Genomic DNA, 26,849 nt, shown 5'->3' on the forward strand with positions numbered 1-26,849 from the left:
CCCGTGCTTGTCACGCAGGCAGCGAAGAGGGTTGGACGATCACGCACCGCGACGGTGCGCATGCACGTGAGAACGCCTGTTGGCGGTGCATCGCGCAAAGCGAATCACGTCGACGCGCGGCGCGCCGTGCGCATGGAGCTTGCTTTATCGCAAGCCACGGGACATCGAGACTCCCGACGAGATCACCGAGGGCGGTTCTTATGACGAAGGCATGCAAGGCGTGGGCGATCGATCAGGCGAGGAGATCGGCATGGTGATCGCAAACCCCGAAAAAACGACCGTTTGCGCGCGCAGCTTCGAACTGGGCGTGACATCGGGATTCGACCGCTATTCGGTCGAGCACGGAGACTGGACGCTGTCGAGCGTCTTTCAGCCGGTATTCAGCCTGTCGCACATGCGCGCGGTCGGCTACGAAGGTCTGCTGCGCGCGCACGATGCGCTCGATCGTCCGGTGTCGCCGCTCGATGTGTTCGGGCAGGCGTCGCGCGTCGGCGAAGCGCTGCAGATCGACCGGCTCGCGCAGGCGCTGCATCTGGAAAACTTCAAGATGCTCGGCGCGCAAACCGAATGGCTCTTTCTCAACGTGCATCCGGGCGCGCTGACCGAGCCGTATCACGCGGCGGCGCTGCTCGCGAATCTGCGGCGGCTCGATATCGAGCCACGCCGCGTCGTGCTCGAAGTGCTGGAGCAAAGCGCGGAAGATATCGAGCGGCTCGCGCTCGCGGTGCAGCAGTTCCGCGAGCACGGTTTTCTCATTGCGCTCGACGACTTCGGCGCGGGGCACACGAACATCGAGCGCATCTGGCAGCTCGATCCCGATATCGTCAAGCTCGACCGCGTGATGCTTTCGCATGCCGGCCACAACGTGCATGCGCCGCTGTCGGCGCGCACGCTCAAGCAGCGGCGCAACATGGAGGCGGTGCTGTCAGGCATCGTGTCGCTGCTGCACGAAGCGGGCAAGCTCGTGCTGATCGAAGGCGTCGAGACGGAGCATGAAGCGCAACTCGCCCTCGCCAGCGGCGCGGATTTCGTGCAGGGATTTTTCTTTGCGCGGCCGCATCCGGGTCTGGCCGACGGCATGCACGCGCGCGACATCATCGGCGAACTGACCGATCGATATCGCATGCAGACCGAAGTGCGCGAGCGGCGCGTCGCGACGCGCCTTCAGCCGTACATCCGCGCGTTCGAGCGCGCAGCGGAACGGCTCGCGGCAGGCGAGCCGCTCGACGAAGTGTGCTGGAATTTCCTCGCGCTCGATCACGCCGCGCGCTGCTTCCTGCTCGATCAGAACGGCAGGCAGGCGGGCCGCAACGTCGTGCTGCGCGCGGACCGCGCTGCGCATGAAGCGCGCTTTCTGCCGCTCATCGACGCGCAGGGCGCGAACTGGCTGCGCCGACCGTACTTCCGCGCGGCGCTCGGCGATCCTGAGCGCGTGCATGTGACGAAGCCGTATCTGTCGATCAACGAGGCGATGCCGTGCGTCACGCTGTCCGTGGAGACGCGCTCGCAAGGCAAGCGCTGCGTGTTGTGCGGCGACATCGACTGGCTGCCCGACGATATCGACTGATCACTTCGCTACGACCACCGGAATGCCCTTCAGCGACGACGCGCCTTTCATCGTGCCGATGGCGGCGCGCACCGCATCGCCCGTCGCCGCTTCGATGCCGATGCGCGCGGCGATGTCGCGTTCGCTGCGCTTGACCATCGCGACGTTCGCGAGCTTTACGTGCCCGTAGCCGCGCACCTTCTCGAACAGCGCGGCGAGCGCCTTTACTTCGTTCGCGTTATCGGCGCTCATCTGCGATAAAGCGCGCGTCATCGTGATCTCGAAGTCGTCGGCGAGCTGGCGCTCCATGCGGCGCTCGAGCGTCTTGCCGAACGGATCGAGCACGGTGCCGCGCAGCGCGCGAAACTTCGCGAGTCCGCCGAACACGGGCCACATCCACTGGCCGAACGTCTTCTTCTTCGGCACGCCGCCGTGCGACAAAACCGGCGGGGCGAGATTGAACTTCACCGTGTAATCGGCGCCTGCCTCGCCTTCGAACTGCGCGGCGAGCGACGCGCGAAACGCCGGGTTCGCGTGCAGGCGCGCGACTTCGTATTCGTCCTTCACGGCGAGCAGCTTGTAGAACGAGATCGCGATGGCGCGCTTCACGTCTTCGTTCGCCGAGGCTTTTGCGAGCAACGCACGATAACGGCCGACGACCTTCGCGCCGCCATACGCGAGCAAACGCTCTTCGCGATCGCCGATGAGTTCGGGCAGCGTCATCTCGCTCATCGGGATGTGCTGCGCCTGCACGCGCGCCGTCAGCGATTCGAGCGCGGTCATGTCGTGCGCCGCGAGCCGGCCGATCGAAAACGCGAGCTTGTTCGCCGCGACCGCGACGTTGTTCAGCTCGATCGCGCGCATCAGCGCCGCCAGCGACAGCGGCACGAGACCGAGCTGCCACGCGAAGCCGAGCATCAGAATGTTCGCGCCGATGGTGTCGCCGAGGAAACGCTGCGCGATCGCCTGCGCGTCGCAACTGCGCATCGCGTCGTGCGCGCCGGGGCCGGCGGCATGACGCATCTTGGCGAGCAGGGCATCGGCATGAAGATTGGCTTCGGGGTTCTGCACGAAGGTCGCGTTCGGAATCGCGTGCGTATTCACGACGATCTTCGTGCGGTCGTGCCGCACCGTCTGCAACGCTTCCGGACTCGCGCCGACGACCATGTCGCACGCGAGCAGCAGATCGGCCTGCTGCGTGTCGATGCGCACCTGATTCAGCAGCGCGTCCGTCGCCGCGAAGCGCACGAACGACAGCACGGAGCCGCCTTTCTGCGCGAAGCCCATGAAGTCGAGCACCGACGCGCTCTTGCCTTCCAGATGCGCCGCCATGCTGATCAACGCGCCGACCGTCACGACGCCAGTGCCGCCGACACCCGTTACGAGAATGTCGTAGGGCGCGTTGTCGAGCGCGCCTTGCGGCAGCGGCATCGCATCGACGCGGCGCGCGAGCTCGGCGGGATCGAACGCGTGGCCTTCGGCCTTCTTCAGCTTCGCGCCTTCGAGCGTGACGAAGCTCGGACAGAAGCCGTTCACGCACGAATAATCCTTGTTGCACGACGACTGATCGATGCGGCGCTTGCGCCCGAGCTCCGTTTCCACCGGCTCGACGGACAGGCAATTCGACTGCACGCCGCAATCGCCGCAGCCTTCGCACACGGCTTCGTTGATGAAGAGACGCTTGTCCGGATCGGGAAACTCGTTCTTTTTCCGGCGACGGCGCTTTTCCGCCGCGCACGTCTGGTCGTAGATCAGAACGGTGACGCCCGGCGTATCGCGCAGGCGGCGCTGCACGGCATCGAGTTCGCCGCGATGATGAAACGTCGTGCCGCGCGGAAACTGATCTTCGTGGCCGATGTACTTCTCCGGCTCGTCGCTGACGACGACCAGGAACGCGATGCCTTCCGCTTCCACCTGCCGCGCGATCTGCGGCACGGAAATGCTGCCGTCGACAGGCTGGCCGCCGGTCATCGCGACGGCGTCGTTATAAAGAATCTTGTACGTGATGTTCGCCTTCGCGGCCACGGCCTGACGAATCGCGAGAATGCCCGAATGGAAGTACGTGCCGTCGCCGAGATTCTGGAAGACGTGTTTGGTCTTGGTGAACATCGAGTGCGACGCCCAGTCCACGCCTTCGCCGCCCATCTGAATGAGGCCGGTCGTGTCGCGCTCCATCCACGACGCCATGAAGTGACAGCCGATGCCCGCCTGCGCGACCGAACCTTCCGGCACTTTCGTCGATGTGTTGTGCGGGCAGCCCGAGCAGAAATAGGGCGTGCGCTTCACGGCATCGGCGACGTTCGACAGGATTTGCGGCGCGACGAGATCGACGACCTTGTCGCGGCGATCGAGCGCCGGCTTGTGACGCGCGAGCCATTGCGCGAACACCGGCAGCACGCGCGACGGCCGCAGTTCGCCGAGCGCGGAAAGCAGCGGCGCGCCATCGACGGCGTTCTTGCCGACGACCACCGGCCGCGCACCGTCGACGCGGTTGTACAGATGATCCTTGATCTGCTGCTCGATGACCGGCCCTTTCTCCTCGATTACGAGCACTTCGCTCAGACCATCGACGAAGGTTTCCAGCCGCGTCGTTTCGAGCGGATACGACAGCCCGACCTTGTAGATACGCACGCCGGCGGCATCGAGATCATCGACGGTGAGTTCGAGGCGGCGCAGCGCTTCCATCAGATCGAGATGCGCCTTGCCACACGTCACGATGCCCACGTTCGCGCGCGGGCTCGGCGCGATCCATTTGTCGATGCTGTTCACGCGCGCAAAGTGGCGCACGGCGTCGATCTTCGCGGCGAGGCGCGCTTCGATCGTCAGGCTCGGCAGATCGGGCCAGCGGTTGTGCAGGCCGCCCTGCGGCGGCGTGAAATCTTGCGGTGCTTTCCAGTCGAGCTTCAAGGCGTCGAGATCGACGGTCGAGCCGGATTCGACCGTCTCCGAAATCGCCTTGAAGCCGATCCACGCGCCTGAGAAGCGCGACAGCGCCCAGCCGTAAAGCCCGAATTCCAGCATGTCCGCGACGTTCGACGGGTTCACCACCGGCATGTGCCAGGAGATCATCGTCTGGTCGCTCTGATGCGGCATCGACGACGACACGCAGCCGTGGTCATCGCCCGCGACGACGAGCACCCCGCCGTGCGGCGACGAGCCGTACGCATTGCCGTGCTTGAGCGCATCGCCCGCGCGGTCGACGCCCGGTCCTTTGCCGTACCACATCGCAAACACGCCATCGACGGTGCGTTCCGCGTCCGATTCGACGCGCTGCGTGCCGAGCACGGCCGTTCCGCCGAGTTCCTCGTTGATCGCGGGCAAAAAGCGCACATCGTGTGACGCGAGCAGTTTCTTCGCCTTCCACAACTGCTGATCGACCATGCCGAGCGGCGAGCCGCGATAGCCGCTGATGAAACCCGCGGTGTTCAGGCTGGCGGCGCGGTCGAGTTCGCGCTGCATCAGCACGAGGCGGACGAGCGCCTGCGTACCGGTCAGGAAGATGCGGCCTTTGGTGGCGGAGAGGTTGTCGCCGAGCTGATAGTCGGACAAAGCGGGAGGCGAAAAGATATCGGCGGGGACGCGCGCGTTCATGGGTTCTCCAGTCTTTCTAGGTATGCGAGGCAATGCGACATTCTTTGTCGACAAATGCGGAATGTTTTTGCGCACTTGCTTCGATCCCGCGCGTATCGAGGAGCAGTCGGCCTATTTTCGAGATGGACGAGAGGAATTCTCTCGAACCGCCGCGGCTACGCGTAAACCCGGATCGGGCTTCGGCTCGTGGAGGGACTAATCTGAACGCCTGGAAAGCCGACAAAAAGCGACGCCGATGAAGCTCTTCTACTGGCCAAAGACGCGCGCCTTCCGCGCGCTGTGGATGCTCGAGGAAATGCGCGTGCCGTATCAGCTCGAGTTCGTGAATATCCGTGCGGGCGCGCAAAACGATGCGAATTTCTGCCGCGTCAATCCGATGTCGAAGCTGCCCGCGCTGGAAGACGGCAGCGTGCGCGTCGCGGAATCGGGCGCGGTGCTGCTCTATCTTGCCGATCGCTATCCGGAGACCGCGCTCGGGGCGCCGCTGGACGATCCGTCGCGCGGGCGCTTTTTGCAATGGATGTTTTTTACGGGCTCGTGTCTGGAACCCGCGATGGCCGAGCGCATGACCGGCGCGCAAGGCAACACCGTGAGCTTCGGCTGGGGTGATCTCGGGCGCGTCGAGCACGCGATCGAAAGCGCGCTGGAAGAAGGCCCGTGGCTGCTCGGCGAACAGTTCACCGCCGCCGATATTCTCGCCGCGAGCACGCTGCAGATCGCGTTCAAGGCGAAGCTGATCGAGCCGCAGGGCGTGCTTTTCGATTACGTCGAGCGCTCGCTCGCGCGCGAAGGCTATGAGAGTGCGTCAGCGATCGATCGCCGCGAGGCGGAGCGGCTCGCGCTGAATGCGCATATCGGTCTCGCGCATCCGCCGAACGAAAATTAGGGAAACGCGCGCGGCTTTGGAATGCCCGCGCCGGCTTCGATGTCCGACACCGCGCGCCGATGCGCCAGTTCGACGGCTTCGGCGCGGTCGGCGAGCCCGTCATCGCCGCCGACGGTCGTCCACGGCTGCACCGCCTTGTCGTGATGACGGATCTCGTATTCCGCGTCCCAGCGCGAGCCCTGGAGCTCGACCGGCCTGACGTGGATGGCGTAGACGCCATAAAGGAAGATCTGCTCCGGCATGATGACCTCCGATGCAGCCATGCAGCGTGGCTAGAGTTCAATTTCCCCGAGGATGCGGTGCGCGAGCGCGCGCGCTTCGTTGAGCGCTTCGTCCTCGTTTCCGGATGCGGCTTCCACTTGGTAGAGCGTCGCATCGGCATCCTCGCCGTCGTCGCGCGCGAGCGAGACGAGACCCTGGAACCTGCCTCCGTCGATGGCGCGCACGCCGATCGTCGCCTTATAGATGCCTTTCGTATAGGTGGTGTCTTCCACGATGGATTCGCCTCCGGGCAAGGATGAAATCCATGCTAGCACGCAGATATTTAACGCGTGCGACAGCTTATTGCAGCAGTTCTTCGACCTCTTCCAGCGAAGGCGAATGCGCGCCCGAATGACGGCACGCCGCCGCGCCCGCCGCGAGCGCGAACTTCAGATGATCGGGCCAGCCGCCGTGGCGCGCCATCAGGCTGTAGAGCAGTCCGCCGATGGACGCATCGCCCGCGCCGACCGTATCCGCTACTTCGACGCTCGGCGGGCGCGCGCTGAATTGCTCGTCGCCCGCGTACAGCGTGGCTTCGGCCGAGCCGCGCGTGACGAGCACGGTGGCTTGCGGGTTCATCGAACGGATTTTTGCGAGCGCGTCCGCTTCGGGCATGCCCTTGAAGAGCATGTGCAGATCTTCGTCGGACACTTTGATGAGGTCGGCGAGACCCGCCATGTTGCGCAGGATCGGCTCGTAGCCGTGCTCCATCAGATTGCGATAGTTCGGGTCGAAGCTGATCTTCACGCCGTGCTCGCGCAGTTCGGCGGCAAGTTTCGCCAGCGTGGCGCCGAGCGGCTGGCGCACGAGGCTGATGCAGCCGAAGTGCGCCCACTTCACGCGCTCCATCCAGCCTTGCGGCAGCCGCGACGGATCGAACGCCAGGTCCGCGCCGTTTTCGCCCATGAAGTAGTACGTCGGCGGCTGCGTTTTGTGGACGATCGCGAGCAGCGGCGGACGCTCCACGCGCTGCATGAAGCGCATGTCGAGGCCCGATGCGGCGCTCGCTTCCCACAAGTCGTCGGAGAAATTGTCCGTGCCGAGCGAGCCGGCGCAGGCCGTCGGCAGGCCGAGCCGCGCGACCGCGCGCGCGACGTTCCAGCCCGCGCCGCCCGGACGCGACAGCCAGCTCGACACGTCCGTGCGGATCATGTCGGTGAGAATGTCGCCTGCCGACACGAATTGCGGGAAGTTGGGTTGCTCGCTTGCCATCGTTGTCACCGTGAGGTTTGGGGCGCAGAAAGCGCGTTCAGCACTTCGTAGCACGCGCCCATCGTGTGATAGTCGGTCTTGCCGGCGGGGCTCTTCTCGTCGCCGTACTTGCGGTTGTCGCACGTGAGTATGCGAAACCACGCGCCGTATTCGTGATCGACGAAGTGCGCCCAGCTATAGCGCCACAGCTCGTCGTAGCAGTCCCAGAAACGCTCGCGGCCCGTGCGCGCGCCGAGCAGCGCCGCCGCCGCGAAGCTTTCCGCCTGCACCCAAAAATATTTGTCGTGATCGCAGATCGTGTCGTCGGGACCGAAGCCGTAGTAGAGGCCGCCGTGGCGGCCGTCCCACGCGCGGCCGAATCCGGCATCGAATAGTTCGACGGCGCGGGAGCTGAGCCACGGCAGCGCGCGGTGCCGCTCCAGAATCAGCAGCAGCTTGGCCCATTCGGTGTGATGCCCCGGCTGATAGCCCCACGGACGGAAGATGTTCGAGCTGTCCGATTCGTTGTAGTGCCAATCCACCGTCCAGTCGCGGTGAAAGTGCTCCCACACGAGCCCGTTCGACAGCTTCGCCTGACGCAGCGTGATATTTCCGGCGATCTTTTCCGCGCGGTCCAGATAGATGACGTGGCCGGTCGCCTCGTACGCGGCGAGCAGCGCCTCGGTCGCATGCATGTTCGCGTTCTGCCCGCGATAGTCGGAAAGTTGCCAGTCGGCGGTTGCTTCGTCGGCGTAGAGACCGGCGTCGGCATCCCAGAAGCGCTTCTCCATGATCGCGAAAGTCTCGTCGATCATCGGCAACGCTGCGTCGATGCCCGCCATCGCCGCGTGCGCGCACGCCAGCAGCACGAATGCCATGCCATAGCAGTGGCGCGTGCCGTCGAGCGTGCGCTTTTGGCCGTCGCGCCACTCGAGTTCCCAGTCGTAGCCTTCGTTCGCGGCGTCCCAGTGCGCGTCGCGAAGAAATTTGAAAGCGTGGCGCGCCTCGTCCTGATAGGCGGCGTCGCCGAAATGGCGGTACGCCATCGCGTAATTGAAGACGAAGCGCGTGCTGCTGACGAGATGGCGCGTCGTGCGGTCGTAGACGCTGCCGTCGTCCTTGAAGAAATGAAAGAAGCCGCCGGACGGGTCGCGCGCGTTGGGCGCGTAGAAGGCGAGCGTGTCGCGCACGTGCGAGAGCAGGAAGTCGCGGCTGCGGAAATCGGTCGCGCGTTCCACTGACACTTCTTCCGCGATGGCAGGTAAGGCGGTCATGTTCATGGCGTGCTGATGTCCTGTCTCGTGCCCGAGCTCGCGCGAGGTACGAAAGTGACGGCGACGAGCGTATCGGCCTGGCTCGGCGGGCTCGATTGATCTTCCAACAGCAACTCGACGCCGCGGCGCCCGAGCGCTTCCTTGTCGACGGTGACGGTCGAGAGCGGCGGCGTGCTTTGCGCGGCGGCCGGAATGTCGTCGAAACCGACGAACGCGATATCGTCCGGCACGCGCAACCCGTGTGCGAGACAGACGCGCATCGCGGCGAGGGCCGCTGCATCGTTATAGGCGAAAACGGCGTCGGGCAGCGGACCGGATTGCGCGCGGGCGTCGGCGATCAGGCGTTCCATCGCGTCGGCGGCGGCGAGATCGGCGGGCAGGCCCGGCTGCGTCATGATTTCGAGCGTCGGATCGAAGAGCAGGCCGGCGTCGAAAAATGCCTTGCGATAGCCGAGCGCGCGCTGCGCGATGCTGTGATGCGCGAGCGATCCGCCGATGAACGCGATGCGTCGCCGCCCTTGCACGAACAGATGCTGCATCGCAAGCGACGCGCCTTTCACGTTGTCGATGTTGACCGAGCGGAAGCCCGGCGCGCGCAGATCGATCAGCACGGTGGGCCGCGCGAGCGAATGCAGGTGCGCGAGCAGTTCGGGCTCGACGAAACCCGCGACCGCGATGGCGTCGGGCGCGTGCAGCCGCATTTGCTGCGCGAGATCGTGCGTCGGTCCGGCGGTGAGCACCGATGGCACGAGCCGCCGTTCGCGGCACGCTTCCTCGAAACCGTGCAGCACGTGCGAGAAAAACGGGCTGACGGCGAAATTGTTGTGCTGCCGATGCAGCAGAAAGGTCACGCGACGAATACGCGTGCGCAATTGCCCGGAGTCATAGCCGAGCTGCTGCGCGACTTCGACGACACGCACGCGCGTCGCTTCGGACAAGCCCGGTTGATTCTTGAGCGCGCGCGACACCGTCCCGATCGAGACGCTTGCCGCACGCGCGACATCGCGAATGGTGGTGGCCATCGTGGTGTTCTCTGTCTCCGCCCGTTTTTCGGCTGTTTTGGTAGTCGGTCGAGCGGGAGGCGATGTTTATCGCGTCCGCTCGATTCGCTTGTCGAGGGCGATTGTATAGTAAAAAATCGCAAAAACACCCTCGCGAGAGATTGGAGAAAACCAGTAGACCCTTGTTGTATATACGTTTCCTTGCGGTTTGTTTGTTTAGTAAAAATCAGGAAACGCTACGCCGATGTTTCCCGGTCGTGGATCGAACGCGTGTCGGGGGTCCAGACATCGAGAATCAGATCGTCGTCCCAGTAGTGACACAGCACCGGCATGCTCATGCGGCCGCGCAGCTTTGCATGAACGTCGTCGCCATTCTGGCTCCAGCCTTCGATCGGCCTGCGCCAGTGACAGGCGACGACCGCGCCGTTGCGCGACAAGGTCTGATGAATATGCTCGACGATGTGCCAAAGCTGCGGTTCGTCAAGGTAATAACCGATTTCGCTGATCAAGACGAGGTCGAACTTGCCGCTCGGCCACTCATCGGGCAAAAGCATTTGCTGGACCTTCACGTTCGGACATTGCGCGACGCGTTGCCGCGTGAGGGCGACGGCGTCCTCGGAAATGTCCGTGGCGATGAGTTCGTCGCAGCGCGCCGCGAGCAGCGCGGTTAGCTCACCATTCCCGCATCCTGGTTCGAACGCGCGCGCATAGTGCTCTTGCGGAAGCGACGCAAGCGTGAGCGCCCGCTTGCGCCGCTCATACCAGCGATGCCGGATTTTCCAGGGATCGTCGTTTTCACGATAAAGGTCATTGAAGTACTGCTTAGTATTGTTATCGGTGTTGTAGTTCATATGAGTACGACTTCGAAAGGCCGCGTCAGCCGCGCCAGCACATGCTCAGGCAGTACTGGCGCCTGGCCGGTTGCGGTGTCAGGTTCGAGTTGGCTTCGGAAAGCCTGCACGGCCCGAAGCTTCCGGGCGTGCGTCGCGCCGTCGAGAACGATACGGCGGGCACGGCTCCATGGCACGCGCGTATCGTCCGGCGACGCCCAGTGCCACGTCCAGAGCGGCACCTCCACGCAAGGCAGTTCGAGCGCTTCTGCCGCGGCATGAACGGCGCGCCCGGCTGCCTCGTGGTCGGGGTGCCCATCATAGCGCCATGTAGTGAAAACGATATCGCCTGGTTGAAGATGTTTGGATAGCAATCCTGACAAGCCGGCATCGATACGGCCGGGCTCGCCGTCCTGAAGTCCGAGCCTCACCACCTGGACGTGACGCAGACGCAGCCGTTGCAGCGCAGCCCTCGTTTCCAGCGGACGCACGCGTGCAAGGCGTTCAGGCGGCCATTCGGGCGAATTCGGGTGACTCGCGGTGCCGTCGGTCACGGCGACGATGAGTATGTTCCGGCTGATTTCCGAGAGACGCGCCAGCAGGCCGCCGGTGCCGAGGATTTCGTCGTCGGGGTGTGGCGCAACTACGACAGCCCGGCCGCCGAATGGCACGAGTTCCGCGGGGTCGACTTCAGGCAGCGCGCCAAGACGTCCCCACCCCTGCCAGGCGGCTTCGGGCGTGCCGTCGCCGGAAATGGCGCGGGCGGCGGCGGTGTCGATGGCTGTCTGGTCGGCCGGCGCTCGCGTGCTCACATCTGCCATGAAATCTGTTCCTCCTCGATGACGCGCTCGGCGAGCGACGCTTCGTCGCGCTCGGCGTGGCTTTGTCGAATGAATACCGGCAGGTCGGCCATCAGTTGCGCGAAATGGGCGTCCCGACACAGCGGACCTGCGCCGAGCGCACGGCCGGCGTGCTCGACGACGAATGCCGCTGCATGCTCCGCTGCGAGCCGTGCGCGCATAGCGGGCGCAATCGCGTCGGCGGCGGGCTGATGGTCGATGAACGCCGCCGTTTCGCGCAGCAGCGCAGCCGTGGCGCACAGCGTGGTATCGATGGCGCCGAGATGCGCAAGTTTGTGCGGGCCAGCCCGAAGCTTCGCGTCGCGCGCGACGAACGCGGCGATGCCGGCGGCCGCGCCGAACCAGCACGCGGCGATTCCCGCGCCCCCGTGCCAGAAGCCTGGGCGCTCGAGATAGGCGCGCGGCGAGCCGATGAGTCGCGCGCTCGCGCGCTCGAAGCGAACGTCGACGCTCGCGCTCGCGCGCATGCCGACCGCTTGCCAGCCGGTGCTGGTGGTCTGCACGCCTGCCTCTTTCAGGTCGACGGCTGCAAGCACTGGTTCATCACGCTCGTTCCACGCCGTCACGAGCGCATGCGTGACCGATGCCGCGCCGGAACACCAGGACTTCGTGCCTTGCAGCAGCACCGTCTGCGCTCCCGGGTCGCCCAGCGCCAAAAGACGCGCGTTCGGTGGCTCGGCTGCCCACACGGCCCACGCGCTGCGGTCCTTCGGGCGCTCGTCGCCGAGTTCGGCAAGGATCGCGAGTGCATCCGTATGACCTTCGTACAGCTTGACCAGAGACAGGTCGAACGCTGCTACGACGCCAAGGGCGCGCCAGCGCTCCGCCGTGCGGCCCTGGCCGGGCAAGGGCAGACGGTCGAGGCCGGCATCGATCAGCGCCCGCAATGCGCGTCCTGTGTCTTCAGCGTTGCCGCGTCGAAACGGTAGCTCGCCGAGAAAGGCGCGCAGCGCGGAAGCCGGTGCTTGGTCTTCGACGTAATTCATCTTTCGTTCCGCGCTCGCTGAGTGACGGGTTGTGTCCGCATGATGTGTCCTGTGTGCGCTTCTGCGTGGTTCTGGACGAGAGTGTGGCAAGGGACATGCCCGAGCGCCATTCAGCCGAAAGGTGTAGGCCGAAACGCGGGACGCCAGGCAAGGAGTGGTGTTGAATCAATGCGTCGGATCAGGCGCTTTGGCTTATGCCATCTGGCTGAGTCGACGCCGGCGCGGAGCCGGGCTCAAATGACACGAAGGCCGCATGTCGCGGCCATCGGAGGAGGAAAAGATGATGGAGGAGGGAACGTCGCCTCCGCGAGGGCTTGTATCAGCGGCGGGCGGGAGCGCCGACACGCTTGCCGTCGCGCGCCGGTTCGGGCGCGGTCTTGCGCGCGCCCCAGCGTTGTGCGAGCACGGCGCACACCATGAGCTGGATCTGATGAAACAACATGAGCGGCAACACGACCGCGCCGACCGCATGCGAAGCGAAGATCACTTTCGCCATCGGAATGCCGGAGGCGAGGCTTTTCTTCGAGCCGCAGAAAATGATCGTGATCTGATCCGCTCGCGAAAAACCGAGGCGCTTCGCCGTGAACGCCGTGATGAAGAGCGCGGCCGCCAGCAGCAGAATGTTGACCGCGAGCAGACCGGCGAGCGTCGACAGCGAGATCGAATGCCAGATGCCTTCGTTCACGGCCTCGCTGAACGCCACATACACGACGAGCAGAATCGAGCCCTGATCCACGAACTTGAGCATCGCGCGATGCTTGTCGATCCACTTGCCGATGGCCGGCCGCAGCAGTTGCCCGGCGATGAACGGCACGAGCAATTGCAGCGTGATGTTGCCGACCGTGTGCCAGGGCGAGCCGGTCGTCGCGCCGTGATTGCTCACGACGAGGCCGACGAGCGCCGGCGTGATGAAAATCCCGAGCAGGCTGGACGCGGACGCGCTGCACACGGCAGCCGGCACGTTGCCCTTCGCCATCGAGGTGAAGGCAATCGACGACTGCACCGTCGAAGGCAGCGTGCAAAGGAACAGGATGCCGGTGTAGAGCGCGGGCGTGACGAGTGGCGTGAGCACCGGCTTGAGCGCGAGGCCGAGCAGCGGGAACAGCGCAAAGGTGCTGAGCAGCACGACGAGATGCAGGCGCCAGTGGGTCGCGCCGGCGACAATCGCTTCGCGCGAGAGCTTTGCGCCGTGCAGAAAGAACAGGAGGCCGATGGCGATATCGGTGATCCAGTTGAAGGCCACCGCCACGCCGCCACGGGAGGGCAGGAAGCTCGCAACGATGACCGTGCCGACGAGCGCCAGCGTGAAATTGTCGGGGAGAAATTTGGGCCGTGCCATTCAGAGAATCTCGTGCCTGGACGTGCCGTGCGAAATGGGCGGCATTTTCGGCGTCAAGTCAGTAAAAACCATGATTTTCGCTCGTACCCGATTAAATTGGCAAATTCATTTGCCGGCTCGATTGATTACCCTTCTGCATGAGCGCCGGTTTTCCGCCACGAAAGCGGCTTCGGGACAGCAACATTCGGGCCTTTGGCAACCACTTGTCCAGCCGAAAATTTCGTCACATGATTGGGCGTCCGAAACGCCTGCGCGAAGCGAAAAACTCTGACGTAACATGGTGTTACAACCATCGAGCAGGCATAACACTTTTTGGCTCGACTGCCGACTCGACGCCCAATAAATTGTTGAATACACCGGTCGGCGGGTTTTTGCATCGTCTCGATGCCATAGCCCGGGTGCTCCGACTACGGCCGGTTGTCCTCTTGGCGCGCAGCCCGCTTTCGACGCCACGGACGAGAATATCGGTCGGACGCAGGCAGTTTGGACATGGCGCTTACTGGCTTTCGCAAGACTACCCGGCTTTTCGTATCTGCCGCGCTCGGCGCGCTGACGGTAGCGGGTTCGCTCGCGCTCGCGGGGCCGCGCGCCGAATGGCTGTCCCCGGCGGTGTTCGACGATTCCGTGAGCAGCCGGCAATCGCTGCATTACACGCCGGTCGCCGCGAAAGACGGTCTGACGCCCGTCAGCGCCGAGGTGCGCCCCGGCCCCCGTGCCGATCAAGCCGTTCCCCTGCGCGGTTCGGGATCTATCCGCGCCGACATCACGCGCTACAACGAAGAGCGCAGTCTTCCGCGACCGCCTGGGCGTCCGGCGGACGATGGCCGCACGCCGGCCAACGCAAGCTACCGCAACTGACCGCTCCGCTTACCCGGCATCCACCGGCATCATCGGCGCTTCGTGCATGATTCGGGCGAAGCGCAAAAGTGTTGGCGCGTCTAGTTCCGCTGTCACATTGACGTAATCGCGCCACAGTTGCGCATCGAATTTCTCTCCGACGTTCCCCTCTTTTTTCCGCGCAAGGACAATGCGCCGTGCGCGGAAAAATGTCGTTTTCCGATATTTCATAAGGCTTTCGGCATCTCAAAAAGGCGCGCCGATATTGGCTTCGCAGGGCGTTGATTCCGATGAGGATCAGCGCGCGCCTGCGACTCGATGCGTCTTGCCGCTCTTGCCACCCGTCAGCATTATCCGAACCGCTATACCCGTAATAACCAAAAACATTTTTGACCGGAAAAATGGTCCGTAAAGATGGTGCCGCTCCACATGCGATGCCTCTTTCGCCCATTCGTCCGTCAGGCCCGGTCAGACGAGGCGAGTGCAACGCCCCTCGCCCGCCAAGCTTTCAATTTTCGACAAAGACAGGAGAGTTCATGAAGTCAACCGTCAACCGTGCGCCGAAGACTACGGTGAAAGCAACGGTCAAGGCCACCGCAGTCGCCGCAACGATGCTCGGCTTATTCGCCGCGGGGGCGGCGCACGCACAGTCGAGCGTTTCGCTGTACGGGCAGGTCGACGAATGGGTCGGCGCCACCAAGTTTCCGGGCAGCGAGCGCGCATGGAACGTGAGCGGCGGCGGCATGTCGACGTCGTACTGGGGCATGAAGGGCGCCGAGGATCTCGGCGGCGGTTACAAGGCGATCTTCACGTTGGAAAGCTTCTTCCGCGCGCAGAACGGCCAGTACGGACGCTTCCAGGGCGACACCTTCTTCGCACGTAACTCGTACGTCGGCATTCAAGGGCCGATCGGCACGTTCACGGCGGGCCGCCTCACGACGCAACTTTTCGTCTCGACGATTCTCTTCAACCCGTTCGTCGACTCCTACGTCTTCTCGCCGATGGTCTATCACGTGTTCCTCGGCGCGGGCACGTTCCCGACGTATCGGACGGATCAGGGCGTGATCGGCGATTCCGGCTGGAACAATTCCGTGCAGTACACGTCGCCGGACTTCAACGGTCTGTCGGGCAGCGTGATGTACACCTTCGGCAACCAGGCAGGCGATGGCCGCTCGAAGAAGTACAGCGCGCAGTTCCTGTACTTCCACGGCCCGTTCGCGGCGACCGGCGTCTATCAGTACGTGAACTTCAACAACACGCCGGGCGATCTGACTTCCGTCGACGGCTTTGCGACGCCCGGCTACAAGAGTCAGAGCGTCGGGCAACTGGGCGCATCCTACGATCTGAAGTACGTCAAGTTTTTTGCGCAGTACATGTACACGAAGAACGACTACGAGGGCCCCGGCACCTTCCACGTGAACACGGGGCAGGGCGGCGTGACGATTCCGGTCGGACCAGGCACGGTGATGGCGTCGTACGCGTACTCGCGCAGCAACGGCGGCCTCGATCAGACGCACAAGAGCTGGGCGCTCGGCTACGACTATCCGCTGTCGAAGCGCACCGACGTCTACGCCGCGTACCTGAACGACAAGTACACGAGCCTGTCGTCGGGTGATACCTTCGGCGTCGGCATTCGCGCGAAGTTCTAAGCGAGCGAAGCCGCACCAAACGCAAACACCGCGCCTCGAGCGCGGTGTTTGCGTTTCTGCATGGGAAAAATCAGCCGATCGCGAGGCGCTTCTTCGCGCCGTCGTACTCGCGCTTCAGCCGCTGAACCAGCTCGGCGACGCTCGGCACGTCCTGCATCAGGCCGACGCCTTGGCCCGCGCCCCAGATGTCCTTCCACGCCTTCGCCTTGCTGCTCGTGCCATCGCCGAAGTTCATCGCGGTCTTGTCGGATTCGGGCAATGCGTCCGGATCGAGCCCGGATCTGACGATGCTCTCGCGGATGTAATTGCCGTGCACGCCGGTGAAAAGATTCGTGTAGATGATGTCCGCGGCGTTCGCGTTGACGATCGCGCGCTTGTACTCGTCCGGCGCATGCGCTTCCTTCGTCGCGATGAAGCGCGTGCCCATGTACGCGAGGTCCGCGCCCATGGCCTGCGCGGCGAGAATGGAGCCGCCGTTGGCGATCGCGCCCGACAGCACGATCGGACCGTCGAAGATGCGCCGCACTTCGCCAACGAGCGCGAACGGCGACGTCGTGCCCGCATGGCCGCCCGCGCCCGCGGCGACGAGAACGAGGCCGTCGACGCCCGCGTCGAGCGCCTTTTGCGCATGACGCAGATTGATGACGTCGTGCAGCACGATGCCGCCATACGAATGCACCGCGTCGATCATCTCTTTGACGGGCGCGCGCAGGCTCGTGATGAAGATCGGCACCTTGTGTTCGACGCATACACGCACGTCCTGTTCGAGCCGCGCGTTGGATTGATGAACGATCTGATTGACCGCGATCGGTCCGATGACCGCGTCGGGGTGCGCCGCCTTGTGCGCGGCGAGCTCGCTCTGAATCTGCGTGAGCCATTCGTCGAGTTGTTCGGCGGGGCGCGCGTTCAGCGCCGGAAACGAGCCGACGATGCCCGCCTTGCACTGCGCGAGCACGAGCTCGGGATAACTGACGATGAACATCGGCGAGCCGACGACCGGCAACGCGAGGTGCTGCAAGATGGCGGGCAGGGCCATGGCACAAGTCTCCTGAATGTGTCAGAGCAGCGTCGAGGCCACTCCACGAGCGTCGGTCGCGACTGGCACGCACCATCATTGTCCTGAAAGCGCGTGCGCGTGGCCAGCGAACGACCGTTCGATTATAGCCGAAGCAATTTCACGCGCGACAACGCGAGAATTCCGAGGATGTCTTCGGTTTCGATGGTTGCACGCATGGCGGCGCACCGGCGATCGCGCGTGCGCGCCTACAATCATCGGCAACGCCACGAACAAGAAAACATCATGTCTTTCGGAGACTACGAGCCGTTTCGCGTCGATGCCGCGGGCGTCGACATCGTCGGCATGAAAGGCGGGGACGGGCCGCCGCTTCTGCTCATGCATGGCCATCCGCAAACCCACGAAATCTGGCACAAATGCGCCGGCGAGCTCGCGAAGCACTTCACCGTGATCGCGACGGACTTGCGCGGCTACGGCGCATCGGGGAAGCCTGCGAGCGACGCGCATCACACGCCGTACTCCAAGCGCGCGATGGCTGCGGATCAGGTCGCGGTGATGCGTCATTTCGGCTTCGAGCGCTTTCTCGTGTGCGCGCACGATCGCGGCGCGCGTGTCGCGCATCGCATGGCGATGGACTTTCCCAACGCAGTCGATCGTCTGATGCTGCTCGATATCGCGCCGACGCTCGCAATGTACGAAGCCACCGACCGCGAATTCGCGACGGCGTACTTCCACTGGTTCTTCCTGATTCAGCCGACGCCGCTGCCCGAGCTTCTGATCGGCGGCAATCCGGCTGCGTACATCGATCGTGTGATGGGGAATCGTCACGCGGGCCTCGCGCCGTTCGCGCCGCATGCGCTGCAGGCATACCGCGACGCGCTGGCATCGCCCGGCGCGATCTTCGCGATGTGCGAGGACTACCGCGCGTCGGCGAGCATCGACCTGGAGCACGATCGCGCCGATCTCGAACGCGGGCTGAAGGTCGCGTCTCCGCTGCGCGTGCTCTGGGGACGGGAAGGCGTGATCGAGCGATGCTTCGATGCGCTCGAACAATGGCGGCGCGTCGCACGCGACGTGAGCGGCCGCGCGCTGCCGTGCGGTCACTATATTCCCGAGGAACAGCCCGAGATGCTGCTCGCGGAAATGCTCGCTTTCTTCGCCGCCGATGCGCCCTGAAACCCGCGCCGGCATTGGTTCTTACGCGAGTTCAGGTGAGCGTTGGAAATTTGTAGGGAAAGCACCGATGCACGTGAAATACTGTCGCGCTACGATATCCAGGACGTTGATCACGTCCCTATGATTCTGCCGCTTGCCGTAGCTGACAAGCGGCTTTCTTTTTGATTTTCCTTTTACCGGCATGTTTGCGCTATGCCGCCGACACGACGTCGCCGCTCAGCTTCACCGAGCCGCCGCGCGCCAGTTCCCCGACGATGTCTTCGATGAGCGTTCTGCGCTCGTGAGACGCCGCGAGCGTATCGGCGGCGGCGCGCATCGCGCGGGCGTGTTCCGTCATCGAAAGGATCGCGTCCAGCGTCATCGTGCGGACTTCCATCAGCTTGAAGACGATCAGCACCTTGAGCGCGTTCTTCGCGTTGCGCGCGGGATCGGCCCGCAGATAGTCGAGGCGCGAAGCCGCCGTATCGAGCGCGCGCGCGACATCCGTGAACGGCGCGCCGTGGCCGGGAATCACGATATCCACGTCGAGCCGCGCGATCAGATCGAGCACCGCGCGCTCTTCCGCGAAGCCGCTTTCGCCTTCGAGTTCGGGGAAGATCACGCCGAAGCCGTTTTCCCACAACGCGTCGGCGCTGATGAGCACGCGCGTTTCCGGGCAATGCAGCATGAGCGAATGCGGATCGTGGCCCGGCGCGCCGAGCACGTTCCAGTCGAAGCCGCCCAGCGCGAGCGTCATGCCGTTTTCGATCGTGCCCGTGAACGTGAAGCGATCGCAGCGCTGCCCGGTCGCACGGAACGTGAGCGCGTCTTCGTCCCATGCGCGCACGGCGTGCGCCTCGCTCGCGGGAATGAGCGTGTCGCTCGCGTAAGTCTGCTGAAGCAGCGCGTTGCCGCCGCAGTGATCCGAATGCAAATGCGTATTGACGATGAGATCGAGCTTGCGCGCGCCGAGCGTCTGCCGGACGAGCGCGAGCGTCTGCGGCGCATGCGACGCGTAGCCCGTATCGACGATCGCCGTGCCTTCGGCGCTTTCGAACAGCACGTTGTTCGACGAGAGCCAGCCGCGCTCGAAAACCTTGATGGAGTCGGGCAAGGTCTTCACGCGCGTGTTTCCAATGGCATGACGACGATAGTCGCCGTCGCCTTCATCACCGTTTCGCCGAGCTGATTGCGCGCGCCGCCTTCGAGCTTCACGAGATCGCCGCCGAGGCTCGGCTTCCATTTCGCTTCGGTCACGCGCCAGTGCATCGTGAGCACGTCGTTCGCCTTCACCGCGCGCGTCAGCCGGATGCCGAATTCGAGGCCGAGCGGCTGCGCGTCGCGCGAAAAATGCGCGGCGAGCATCGCCATCAGATGCGCGGTCGGCTGCGTGCCCGATGCGATGAGCGAACCGAAGCGGCTCGCGCGCGCGTAGGCGTCGTCGTGATGCAGCGGGTTCGTGTCGTTGACGAGCGTCGCGAAGTGTTTGATCGAATCGGGCGGCAGTTCGAGCGTCGCGTCGAACGATTCGCCGATCGTCACGACACGCGCGCCCTGTCCGCGGCTTTCGACGCGTGCGAGCACCGTGCGCCTGGCGTCATCGTCGTAAGCGGCCCACGCGGCGATTTCGTCGATGGTGCGAAAGCAGCCGTCGCAGAAGCCGGTTTCCGGATTCATGCGACAGACATCGACGCACGGCGACGCCACGCCGGTCATGACTCCGCAGTCTCGCGCAACGCGACATCGACGACTGGCGCGCCCGTTAGTTCGATCAGCTCCTGCGGCGAGAGATTGAACACCGCATGCGGATGCCCGGCCGCGGCCCACAGGCTTTCGAGCGCGAGCAAATCTTCGTCGATGAGCGTGACCGGCGTGACCGCGTGACCGATCGGACACACGCCGCCGATCGCGTAGCCGGTTTTCTCGCGCACGAACTTCGCATCCGCGCGCGCCAATGCGCCGACGCGCGCCGCGACCTTCGCTTCGTCGACGCGATTCGCCCCGCTCGCGATCACGAGGACGGGCGCGTCGTCTTCCTTGCGGCGAAAGAGGATCGACTTCGCGATCTGCGCGACGGCGCAGCCGAGCCCGGCCGCCGCTTCCGCCGAAGTCTTGCCGGTTTCGGGCAGCATCACGACATCGTGCGGATGCCCGCGTTCCTTCAGTAACAGCGCGACGCGGCGCGCGGATTCGGGTAATGAATCGATCATCGTGGTCCTTTGGTGTTCACGCGCAGGCCGCAACGCCATCGCGCTTTTTCGTGAAGATCGCCTTGCCCGCACGCGACGAACTGGGCTTGTCGATCGCGCGCGAAATGAAGTCGCCGATCTCGACGAGCTGATCGAGATCGACGCCCGTCTCGATGCCGAGTCCGTTCATCAGATAGACGACGTCTTCCGTCGCGACATTGCCGGTCGCGCCCTTCGCATACGGACAGCCGCCGAGACCCGCGACCGACGCGTGGTAAATCTCGATGCCTTCGAGCAGCGCCGCGTAGATGTTGCCGATGGCCTGGCCGTACGTGTCGTGGAAATGCCCGGAGAGACGCTCGCGCGGAAACACCGACTGCGCCGCCGCCATCACTTCGCGCGTGCGTTTCGGCGTGCCGGTGCCGATCGTATCGGCGATGTCGATTTCATCGCAGCCGAGCGCCTTCATGCGTTCGACGACATCCACGACCGATTCAATGCTCACTTCGCCCTGATACGGGCAGCCGAGCGCGCAGGAAATGCTGCCGCGCAGCCGCATGCCCGCATCCTTCGCGGCTTTCGCGACCGGCTCGAAGCGCGCGATGCTCTCCGCAATGCTGCAATTGATGTTCTTCTGCGAGAACGCCTCGCTCGCCGCGCCAAAGATCACGATTTCATCGGCTTTCGATTCGAGCGCGCCTTCGAAGCCCCGCATGTTCGGCGTCAGAACCGAGTAGATCGTGCCCGGACGGCGCTGGATGCCGGCCATCACGGCGGCGGCGTCGGACATTTGCGGCACCCATTTCGGCGACACGAACGACGTCGATTCCACATTGACGATGCCCGCGCTCGCGAGCCGGTTCACGAGTTCGATCTTGGTTTCGGTGGGGACGAACTGCTTTTCGTTTTGCAGGCCGTCGCGCGGCCCGACTTCGACGATTTTCACTTTTGACGGAATCATGTCTCTCTCCTTTCGATGTGTTCTCAATACCCGCGCCTGAAATCGACAATGCCGCTGATCGGCTCGCCGCGCGCGAGCGCCCGGATCTTGCCGGCGATCTGCACGATGCTTTCCTCGCGCAGCGTTTCCGCGGAAATATGCGGCGTGATCGTCACGCGCGGATGCGTCCAGAACGCGTGATCCAGCGGCAGCGGTTCGGTGTGAAAGACATCGAGCGTCGCGGCGGCGAGCTGGCTGCTATCGAGCGCGGCGAGCAGGTCGTCATCGACGAGATGCGGGCCGCGCGCCACATTCACCAGATACGCGCCGCGCGCGAGCTTGCCGAACGTGCGCGCGTTCAGGATGCCTTCGGTGTCCGGCGTGTGCGGCAGCAGATTGATGAGCACCTTCACGCCGTCGAGAAAGGCGTCGAAGTTTTCCGGTCCCGCGTGAACCTGAACGCCTTCGATCGTCTTCGGCGTGCGGCTGTAACCCCGCACGGGAACGCCGAGCGCGCGCAAGCCTTTCGCGACTTCGCCGCCCAGCACGCCGAGCCCGAGCACGCCCACCGTGAACGATTCGCGCGCGTGCTGTGGCAGCTTTTCCCAGCGGCCTTCGCGTTTCAGCGCTTCGTATTCATCGAAGCGGCGCATGTAGCGCAGCACGCAATACGTCGCGTATTCGACCATCTGCTGCGCCATGCCGGTGTCTTCCAGACGCACGAGCTTCGCGTTCTGCGGCAGCGTGCCGGGCTCTTTGCGCTCGACGTCGAGAATCGCATCGACGCCCGCGCCGAGATTGAACACCGCCTGAAGATCGGGGCGATTCGCAAAAAGCTCGCGCGGCGCGCGCCAGACGATCGCGTAATCCGCGCTCGCGGTGTCGCCCGGCTCCCACACGCGCAAATCCGCGTCCGGCAGTTCGCGGCGCAAGCCGCCGAGCCAGGCGTCGAGATCGGCGTTCTGTTCGTAGAAGATGATTTTCATGGCCGCTTCGGCTTAGTTCGCGTGCGAGTGTGGGTGCGCATGTCCGCAGGCACGCTCCGCCGTCTCCACGCCGACATTCTGCGCGGCCTGCGCGCGCATGCCCAGCCGCTCGATCAGCTTGCGGTCGGCTTCGGCTTGAGGGTTGCTCGTCGTCAGAAGCTGATCGCCGTAGAAGATCGAATTCGCGCCTGCGGCGAAGCACAGCGCCTGCAGCGCTTCGTCCATCTGCTCGCGCCCGGCCGAGAGACGCACCATCGCCTTGGGCATCGTGATGCGCGCGACCGCGATCGTCCTTACGAACTCGAACGGGTCGAGCGCTTCGGTGCCGGTGAGCGGCGTGCCCGAAACCTGCACGAGATTGTTGATCGGCACCGATTCCGGATACGGCTCCATGTTCGCGAGCTGCGAGATCAGCCCCGCGCGCTCGCGCCGTGACTCGCCCATGCCGACGATCCCGCCGCAGCAGACGTTGATGCCCGCATCGCGCACGCGCTCCAGCGTATCGAGACGGTCCTGATACGTGCGCGTCGAGATGATCTGGCCGTAGAACTCCGGCGACGTGTCGAGATTGTGGTTGTAGTAATCGAGGCCCGCATCGCTCAAGGCCTGCGCCTGATGCGTCTCCAGCATGCCGAGCGTCACGCAGGTTTCGAGGCCCATCGCCTTGACGCCGCGAATCATGTCCTTGATCGGCTCGAGATGGCGATCCTTCGGATTGCGCCACGCCGCGCCCATGCAAAAACGCGTCGCGCCGTTGGCCTTCGCGACTTCCGCGGCCTTCAGGACTTCATCGACGTCCATCAGCTTTTCGGCCTTCAGGCCCGTGTCGTGATGAACCGACTGCGGGCAATACGCGCAATCTTCTTCGCAGCCGCCGGTTTTGATCGACAACAGCGTGGACAACTGCACCGCGTTCGGATCGAAATGTTCGCGATGCACGGTCTGCGCGCGATACAGCAGATCGTTGAACGGCAACGCGTACAGCGCGACGACATCGGCGACGCGCCAGCGCTGCATCGGTTGCGGCGTGGCCGTGGAAGGGGTCTCGGCGGCGATTTGTTGCGTCATGGTTTCAATCCTTTCGATGAAGCGGGTCTGTCAGAAGGCCGATGTCCAGCGTTTCGGCGGCGCGCTTTGCGTCGTTCGGCGCGAGATGCGGAATCACGCCGAGGAGCGGCGCGTCGATGCGTTGTTTCAGTGAAGCGATGTTTTCGTCGGGATACAGCATGTCCGGATCGACGCGATTCGCGACCCAGCCCGCGAGTTTCAGTCCGCGCGACGCGATTGCTTCGGTGGTCAAAAGCGCATGGCTGATGCAGCCGAGCCGCATGCCGACTACGAGCACGACCGGCAGATTCAGCGCGAGCGCGAGATCGGCGGTGTCGTGCGTGTCGGTGAGCGGCACGCGAAAGCCGCCAACGCCTTCCACGACCACGATATCCGCTTGCGTGACTGCAAAGCGATGCGCTTCGACGATCCTGGAAATATCCAGCGCGATGCCTTCGCGTCGTGCCGCGATATGCGGCGCGATCGGCTCGCGCATCATGAACGGCGTGCGGATGTCGTTCGGCAGCGCGACGTTCGCGGCGGCGTCGAGCTGATCGGCGTCTTCGTTGTGCAGCACGCCGTCGCGCAGGACCGCGCCCGAGGCGATCGGCTTCATCGCGGCGGCGCGCAGGCCCGCGCGCGCGAAGCCGTGCAGCAGCGCGCAGGAGACGAACGTCTTGCCGATTTCCGTATCGGTGCCGGCGACGAAGAAAGACAAAGCGGTCATAGCGTATTCAAAGCGTGATCGAGGCGCGCCAGATCGTCGTCGCTGTGCGCGGCGGACAGCGAAATGCGCAGGCGCGATGTGTTTTGCGGAACGGTCGGCGGACGAATCGCGGGCACCCAGAGGCCGTGCTTGTCGAGCGCGGCGGCGATGGCCAGCGTTTCATCGTTGCCGCCGATCACGAGCGGCTGCACGGCCGTATGCGAATCGACGGGCATCCAGCGCGTGCGCTTCAACATCGCGCGCGTGGTCTCGATGAGGGACGCGAGATGCGCGCGCCGCTGATCGCCTTCATCGCCCGCGATGATTTCGATGCTCTTCGAAACCGCATGCGCGACCGCTGGCGGCGACGCCGTCGTGAAGATATACGGACGCGCGCGCTGCACGAGCCACTCGACGACGGTTTCATCCGCCGCGACGAACGCGCCCGACACGCCCGCCGCCTTGCCGAGCGTGCCGACATAGACGAGATGCGGCGAGCGCAATTGCAGCGCCGCGAGCGCGCCGCGTCCTTGCGGGCCGAGCACGCCGAAGCCGTGCGCGTCGTCGACGACGAGCCACGCGCCGTACTTTTCCGCGAGTTCGGTGAGACGTTCGAGCGGCGCGATATCGCCGTCCATGCTGAACACCGTGTCGGTGACGATGAGTTTCGTCGAGGCATCGTCGCGCGACGCATCGAGCATTGCGTCGAGCGCCTGCATGTCGGCGTGCGGATAAATCTGCGTCTGCGCACGCGACAGGCGCACGCCATCGATCAGCGACGCGTGATTCAGCGCGTCGGAGAACACGAGCGTGCCGCGTCCGGCGAGCGCGGTCACGATCGCGAGATTCGCCATGTAACCGGTGCTGAAGTAGAGCGCGCGCGGGTTGTCGACGAAGCCGCCCGAGAACGCGGCGAGGTCGTCTTCGAGCTGCGCGTGCGCGCGCGAATGGCCGCCGAGCAGATGCGAGCCGCCGCTGCCCGCGCCGTAGCGCGCCGCGCCTTCGGCCAACGCCGCGCGGATCGCATCGTGCGCCGCGAGGCCGAGGTAATCGTTGCTCGCGAAGCCGACGATCTCGCGGCCATCGACCGTCATATGCGCGGAGCACGCGCTGTCGATGGTTTTGCGGCGGCGTCGCAGGCCGCGCGCGTCGATATCGGCGAGCCCTTGTTTCAGCGTGTCGTACAGCGCTTGCGATGTGTTCGTGCTCATGCGGTCTCCGCAAACGTGGCGTCGAGCGTGTCGCGCGTGCGTTGCACGAGGAGCACGAGTTCGTCGTCGGTGAGGACGTATGGCGGCATCGCGTAGACCGTCGTGCCGATCGGGCGCATCAGCAGTTCGCGCTGCAATGCGTTGGCGAAGAAACGGCGCGAGAACGTTTTGTCGTCGATATCGACGTCGAACGCGAAGATCGTGCCGCGATTGCGCAGGTTGCGTACGCGTTCGTGGTTGCCGAACCGTGCTTCGAACGCTTCGCGCAGCAGCGCCGACTTACGGCGATTCTCCGCAAGCACGTTCGCGCTGTCGAACAGATCGAGCGTCGCCAGCGCGGCGCGGCACGCGAGCGGATTGCCCGTGTACGAATGCGAATGCAGGAAACCGCGCGTGAGGTCGTCGTCGTAGAAAGCGGCGTAGATTTCGTCGCGCGTGAGAACGATCGAAAGCGGCAGGTAACCGCCGCTGATGCCTTTCGACAGGCAGATGAAATCCGGCCAGATATTCGCCTGCTCGCACGCGAAAAAAGTGCCGGTGCGCCCGCAGCCGACCGCGATTTCATCGGCGATCAGATGCACGCCGAACTCGTCGCACAGCGCGCGCAAACGCGTGAGATACGACGCGTCGTACATCGCCATGCCCGCCGCGCATTGCACGAGCGGCTCGACGATGACCGCCGCGAGTTGCGGCGCGCGTTGCCCGAACAGCGCGCGCATCGCGGCGATGGCTTCATCGACACCGGCCGCGGCCGGCGATGCGACCACATGCGCATGACGAATCAGCGGATCGTAAGCGTCCTTGAAAATGGCGACATCGGTGACGCCGAGCGCGCCGATCGTCTCGCCGTGGTAACTGTTCGCGAGGCACGCGAATTCGCGCTTTTGGCTCTGTCCGCGATTGCGCCAGAAGTGAAAGCTCATCTTCAGCGCGATCTCCACCGCCGACGCGCCATCCGACGCGAAAAACGCATGACCGAGCGTGCGCTGCGTGAGCGCCGACAAACGCTCGGCCAGTTCGACAGCGGGCGCGTGTGTGCAGCCCGCGAGCATCGCGTGTTCGAGCGTGTCGAGTTGATCTTTCAGCGCGCGGTTGATGTCGTCGTTCGCGTGGCCGAAGAGGTTCACCCACCACGAACTGATCGCATCGAGATAGCGCTTGCCTTCGTGGTCGTAGAGCCACGCGTCCTTGCCGCGCGCGATCGGCACGAGCGGCACGCGCTCGTGATGTTTCATCTGGGTGCACGGATGCCACACGGCTGCAAGCGAGCGGGCGACCCAGTCCTGATTGGCTTCTGTGTTCAAAAACGGCTCCCAGGCCCGCGCGCGGTACGGGCCTAATACGTCGGG

The 26,849-nt window shown here is 64.4% G+C and carries 26 protein-coding genes; 5 read left to right on the top strand and 21 right to left on the bottom strand.

Features of this window, described 5'->3' with window-relative positions; all coding sequences use genetic code 11:
- Positions 1-250: 250 nt before the first annotated feature.
- Entirely contained in the window at positions 251-1,567 is a 1,317-nt protein-coding gene (locus AWB75_RS01190; protein ID WP_061122434.1) for an EAL domain-containing protein, read from the top strand.
- Here AWB75_RS01190 and AWB75_RS01195 read toward each other — a convergent pair whose 3' ends face one another.
- Positions 1,568-5,137: an indolepyruvate ferredoxin oxidoreductase family protein gene (locus tag AWB75_RS01195; RefSeq protein WP_061122241.1), complete on the bottom strand. Its 3,570-nt coding sequence runs from the start codon at positions 5,135-5,137 to the stop codon at positions 1,568-1,570.
- 235 nt (positions 5,138-5,372) lie between these two features.
- On the opposite strand from AWB75_RS01195, the gene AWB75_RS01200 reads away from it, so the two are divergent.
- A complete protein-coding gene (locus AWB75_RS01200) occupies positions 5,373-6,023 on the top strand; it encodes a glutathione S-transferase family protein (RefSeq protein ID WP_061122242.1) in 651 nt (216 codons plus the stop codon).
- Here the strand turns inward: AWB75_RS01200 and AWB75_RS01205 are convergent.
- From AWB75_RS01205 to AWB75_RS01245, 9 genes are all read right to left on the bottom strand, one after another.
- Entirely contained in the window at positions 6,020-6,265 is a 246-nt protein-coding gene (locus AWB75_RS01205; RefSeq protein ID WP_061122435.1) for a hypothetical protein, read from the bottom strand. The two genes, AWB75_RS01200 and AWB75_RS01205, sit on opposite strands and share 4 nt — an antisense overlap.
- A gap of 30 nt (positions 6,266-6,295) precedes the next feature.
- The gene (locus AWB75_RS01210; RefSeq protein ID WP_061122436.1) at positions 6,296-6,517 is read right to left on the bottom strand and encodes a hypothetical protein; all 222 of its coding nucleotides are present in this window, start codon (positions 6,515-6,517) and stop codon (positions 6,296-6,298) included.
- Between the two features lie 67 nt (positions 6,518-6,584).
- Entirely contained in the window at positions 6,585-7,496 is a 912-nt protein-coding gene (locus tag AWB75_RS01215; protein ID WP_061122243.1) for a carbohydrate kinase family protein, read from the bottom strand.
- Between the two features lie 5 nt (positions 7,497-7,501).
- Positions 7,502-8,755 (bottom strand): AGE family epimerase/isomerase, encoded by a 1,254-nt coding sequence (locus tag AWB75_RS01220; protein WP_061122244.1) that lies wholly within the window; start codon positions 8,753-8,755, stop codon positions 7,502-7,504.
- Positions 8,752-9,771, bottom strand: coding sequence for a LacI family DNA-binding transcriptional regulator (locus AWB75_RS01225; protein ID WP_061122245.1), 1,020 nt, complete (start codon positions 9,769-9,771; stop codon positions 8,752-8,754). The genes AWB75_RS01220 and AWB75_RS01225 overlap by 4 nt, the downstream gene beginning before the upstream one ends.
- Positions 9,772-9,986: 215 nt before the next feature.
- On the bottom strand, positions 9,987-10,601 hold the full coding sequence (locus AWB75_RS01230; protein WP_061122246.1) for a class I SAM-dependent methyltransferase: 615 nt from the start codon (positions 10,599-10,601) through the stop codon (positions 9,987-9,989).
- Positions 10,598-11,401: a PIG-L deacetylase family protein gene (locus AWB75_RS01235; protein ID WP_061122247.1), complete on the bottom strand. Its 804-nt coding sequence runs from the start codon at positions 11,399-11,401 to the stop codon at positions 10,598-10,600. The genes AWB75_RS01230 and AWB75_RS01235 overlap by 4 nt, the downstream gene beginning before the upstream one ends.
- Positions 11,389-12,426 (bottom strand): acyl-CoA dehydrogenase family protein, encoded by a 1,038-nt coding sequence (locus tag AWB75_RS01240; protein WP_061122248.1) that lies wholly within the window; start codon positions 12,424-12,426, stop codon positions 11,389-11,391. Before AWB75_RS01240 ends, AWB75_RS01235 begins: the two co-directional genes overlap by 13 nt.
- Before the next feature lie 319 nt (positions 12,427-12,745).
- Complete coding sequence (locus tag AWB75_RS01245) at positions 12,746-13,765, bottom strand: bile acid:sodium symporter family protein (RefSeq protein WP_061122249.1); 1,020 nt, start codon at positions 13,763-13,765, stop codon at positions 12,746-12,748.
- 489 nt (positions 13,766-14,254) lie between these two features.
- Here AWB75_RS01245 and AWB75_RS01250 point away from each other — a divergent pair, with 489 nt between their 5' ends.
- Entirely contained in the window at positions 14,255-14,623 is a 369-nt protein-coding gene (locus tag AWB75_RS01250; protein WP_061122250.1) for a hypothetical protein, read from the top strand.
- Positions 14,624-14,632: 9 nt separating this feature from the next.
- On the opposite strand, the gene AWB75_RS01255 is transcribed toward AWB75_RS01250, so the two are convergent.
- Entirely contained in the window at positions 14,633-14,833 is a 201-nt protein-coding gene (locus tag AWB75_RS01255) for a hypothetical protein (protein ID WP_061122251.1), read from the bottom strand.
- Between the two features lie 305 nt (positions 14,834-15,138).
- On the opposite strand from AWB75_RS01255, the gene AWB75_RS01260 reads away from it, so the two are divergent.
- A complete protein-coding gene (locus AWB75_RS01260) occupies positions 15,139-16,251 on the top strand; it encodes a porin (RefSeq protein WP_061122252.1) in 1,113 nt (370 codons plus the stop codon).
- A gap of 70 nt (positions 16,252-16,321) precedes the next feature.
- Here the strand turns inward: AWB75_RS01260 and AWB75_RS01265 are convergent, their stop codons facing one another.
- A complete protein-coding gene (locus AWB75_RS01265; RefSeq protein WP_061122253.1) occupies positions 16,322-17,287 on the bottom strand; it encodes an NAD(P)H-dependent flavin oxidoreductase in 966 nt (321 codons plus the stop codon).
- 264 nt (positions 17,288-17,551) lie between these two features.
- Between AWB75_RS01265 and AWB75_RS01270 the strand changes: the two genes are divergently transcribed.
- Entirely contained in the window at positions 17,552-18,442 is an 891-nt protein-coding gene (locus AWB75_RS01270) for an alpha/beta fold hydrolase (protein WP_061122437.1), read from the top strand.
- 190 nt (positions 18,443-18,632) lie between these two features.
- Here AWB75_RS01270 and AWB75_RS01275 read toward each other — a convergent pair whose 3' ends face one another.
- Genes AWB75_RS01275 through AWB75_RS01315 form a run of 9 tightly spaced genes read right to left on the bottom strand, consistent with a single transcriptional unit; the run spans position 18,633 to position 26,804 of the window.
- Complete coding sequence (locus tag AWB75_RS01275; RefSeq protein ID WP_061122254.1) at positions 18,633-19,544, bottom strand: MBL fold metallo-hydrolase; 912 nt, start codon at positions 19,542-19,544, stop codon at positions 18,633-18,635.
- Positions 19,541-20,098: a DUF1289 domain-containing protein gene (locus tag AWB75_RS01280; protein ID WP_235011921.1), complete on the bottom strand. Its 558-nt coding sequence runs from the start codon at positions 20,096-20,098 to the stop codon at positions 19,541-19,543. Before AWB75_RS01280 ends, AWB75_RS01275 begins: the two co-directional genes overlap by 4 nt.
- 35 nt (positions 20,099-20,133) lie before the next feature.
- Positions 20,134-20,631 carry a YbaK/EbsC family protein gene (locus tag AWB75_RS01285; RefSeq protein ID WP_087086441.1) on the bottom strand — a complete coding sequence of 166 codons (498 nt, stop codon included), beginning with the start codon at positions 20,629-20,631 and terminating at the stop codon, positions 20,134-20,136.
- Between the two features lie 16 nt (positions 20,632-20,647).
- Positions 20,648-21,571, bottom strand: coding sequence for a hydroxymethylglutaryl-CoA lyase (locus tag AWB75_RS01290; RefSeq protein WP_061122256.1), 924 nt, complete (start codon positions 21,569-21,571; stop codon positions 20,648-20,650).
- Between the two features lie 23 nt (positions 21,572-21,594).
- Positions 21,595-22,536, bottom strand: coding sequence for a 2-hydroxyacid dehydrogenase (locus tag AWB75_RS01295; RefSeq protein WP_061122257.1), 942 nt, complete (start codon positions 22,534-22,536; stop codon positions 21,595-21,597).
- Between the two features lie 12 nt (positions 22,537-22,548).
- Positions 22,549-23,604: a biotin synthase BioB gene (gene bioB, locus AWB75_RS01300; RefSeq protein WP_061122258.1), complete on the bottom strand. Its 1,056-nt coding sequence runs from the start codon at positions 23,602-23,604 to the stop codon at positions 22,549-22,551.
- A gap of 4 nt (positions 23,605-23,608) precedes the next feature.
- On the bottom strand, positions 23,609-24,310 hold the full coding sequence (gene bioD / locus AWB75_RS01305) for a dethiobiotin synthase (RefSeq protein ID WP_061122259.1): 702 nt from the start codon (positions 24,308-24,310) through the stop codon (positions 23,609-23,611).
- On the bottom strand, positions 24,307-25,500 hold the full coding sequence (gene bioF, locus AWB75_RS01310) for an 8-amino-7-oxononanoate synthase (protein ID WP_061122260.1): 1,194 nt from the start codon (positions 25,498-25,500) through the stop codon (positions 24,307-24,309). Before bioF ends, bioD begins: the two co-directional genes overlap by 4 nt.
- Complete coding sequence (locus tag AWB75_RS01315) at positions 25,497-26,804, bottom strand: adenosylmethionine--8-amino-7-oxononanoate transaminase (RefSeq protein ID WP_061122261.1); 1,308 nt, start codon at positions 26,802-26,804, stop codon at positions 25,497-25,499. Before AWB75_RS01315 ends, bioF begins: the two co-directional genes overlap by 4 nt.
- Positions 26,805-26,849 lie beyond the last annotated feature (45 nt).

This window comes from Caballeronia catudaia (assembly GCF_001544755.2).
GTDB classification, from domain to species: Bacteria; Pseudomonadota; Gammaproteobacteria; order Burkholderiales; family Burkholderiaceae; genus Caballeronia; species Caballeronia catudaia.

Coding starts and splice junctions, on each gene's coding strand:
- bioD (WP_061122259.1), bottom strand. CDS start 24,310: ATGACCGCTTTGTCTTTCTTCGTCGCCGGCACCGATACGGAAATCGGC.
- AWB75_RS01235 (WP_061122247.1), bottom strand. CDS start 11,401: ATGGCAGATGTGAGCACGCGAGCGCCGGCCGACCAGACAGCCATCGAC.
- AWB75_RS01225 (WP_061122245.1), bottom strand. CDS start 9,771: ATGGCCACCACCATTCGCGATGTCGCGCGTGCGGCAAGCGTCTCGATC.
- AWB75_RS01290 (WP_061122256.1), bottom strand. CDS start 21,571: ATGATTCCGTCAAAAGTGAAAATCGTCGAAGTCGGGCCGCGCGACGGC.
- AWB75_RS01280 (WP_235011921.1), bottom strand. CDS start 20,098: ATGAATCCGGAAACCGGCTTCTGCGACGGCTGCTTTCGCACCATCGAC.
- AWB75_RS01270 (WP_061122437.1), top strand. CDS start 17,552: ATGTCTTTCGGAGACTACGAGCCGTTTCGCGTCGATGCCGCGGGCGTC.
- AWB75_RS01195 (WP_061122241.1), bottom strand. CDS start 5,137: ATGAACGCGCGCGTCCCCGCCGATATCTTTTCGCCTCCCGCTTTGTCC.
- AWB75_RS01215 (WP_061122243.1), bottom strand. CDS start 7,496: ATGGCAAGCGAGCAACCCAACTTCCCGCAATTCGTGTCGGCAGGCGAC.
- AWB75_RS01285 (WP_087086441.1), bottom strand. CDS start 20,631: ATGATCGATTCATTACCCGAATCCGCGCGCCGCGTCGCGCTGTTACTG.
- bioF (WP_061122260.1), bottom strand. CDS start 25,500: ATGAGCACGAACACATCGCAAGCGCTGTACGACACGCTGAAACAAGGG.
- AWB75_RS01220 (WP_061122244.1), bottom strand. CDS start 8,755: ATGAACATGACCGCCTTACCTGCCATCGCGGAAGAAGTGTCAGTGGAA.
- AWB75_RS01230 (WP_061122246.1), bottom strand. CDS start 10,601: ATGAACTACAACACCGATAACAATACTAAGCAGTACTTCAATGACCTT.
- bioB (WP_061122258.1), bottom strand. CDS start 23,604: ATGACGCAACAAATCGCCGCCGAGACCCCTTCCACGGCCACGCCGCAA.
- AWB75_RS01265 (WP_061122253.1), bottom strand. CDS start 17,287: ATGGCCCTGCCCGCCATCTTGCAGCACCTCGCGTTGCCGGTCGTCGGC.
- AWB75_RS01245 (WP_061122249.1), bottom strand. CDS start 13,765: ATGGCACGGCCCAAATTTCTCCCCGACAATTTCACGCTGGCGCTCGTC.
- AWB75_RS01295 (WP_061122257.1), bottom strand. CDS start 22,536: ATGAAAATCATCTTCTACGAACAGAACGCCGATCTCGACGCCTGGCTC.
- AWB75_RS01250 (WP_061122250.1), top strand. CDS start 14,255: ATGGCGCTTACTGGCTTTCGCAAGACTACCCGGCTTTTCGTATCTGCC.
- AWB75_RS01260 (WP_061122252.1), top strand. CDS start 15,139: ATGAAGTCAACCGTCAACCGTGCGCCGAAGACTACGGTGAAAGCAACG.
- AWB75_RS01190 (WP_061122434.1), top strand. CDS start 251: ATGGTGATCGCAAACCCCGAAAAAACGACCGTTTGCGCGCGCAGCTTC.
- AWB75_RS01255 (WP_061122251.1), bottom strand. CDS start 14,833: ATGAAATATCGGAAAACGACATTTTTCCGCGCACGGCGCATTGTCCTT.
- AWB75_RS01200 (WP_061122242.1), top strand. CDS start 5,373: ATGAAGCTCTTCTACTGGCCAAAGACGCGCGCCTTCCGCGCGCTGTGG.
- AWB75_RS01205 (WP_061122435.1), bottom strand. CDS start 6,265: ATGCCGGAGCAGATCTTCCTTTATGGCGTCTACGCCATCCACGTCAGG.
- AWB75_RS01240 (WP_061122248.1), bottom strand. CDS start 12,426: ATGAATTACGTCGAAGACCAAGCACCGGCTTCCGCGCTGCGCGCCTTT.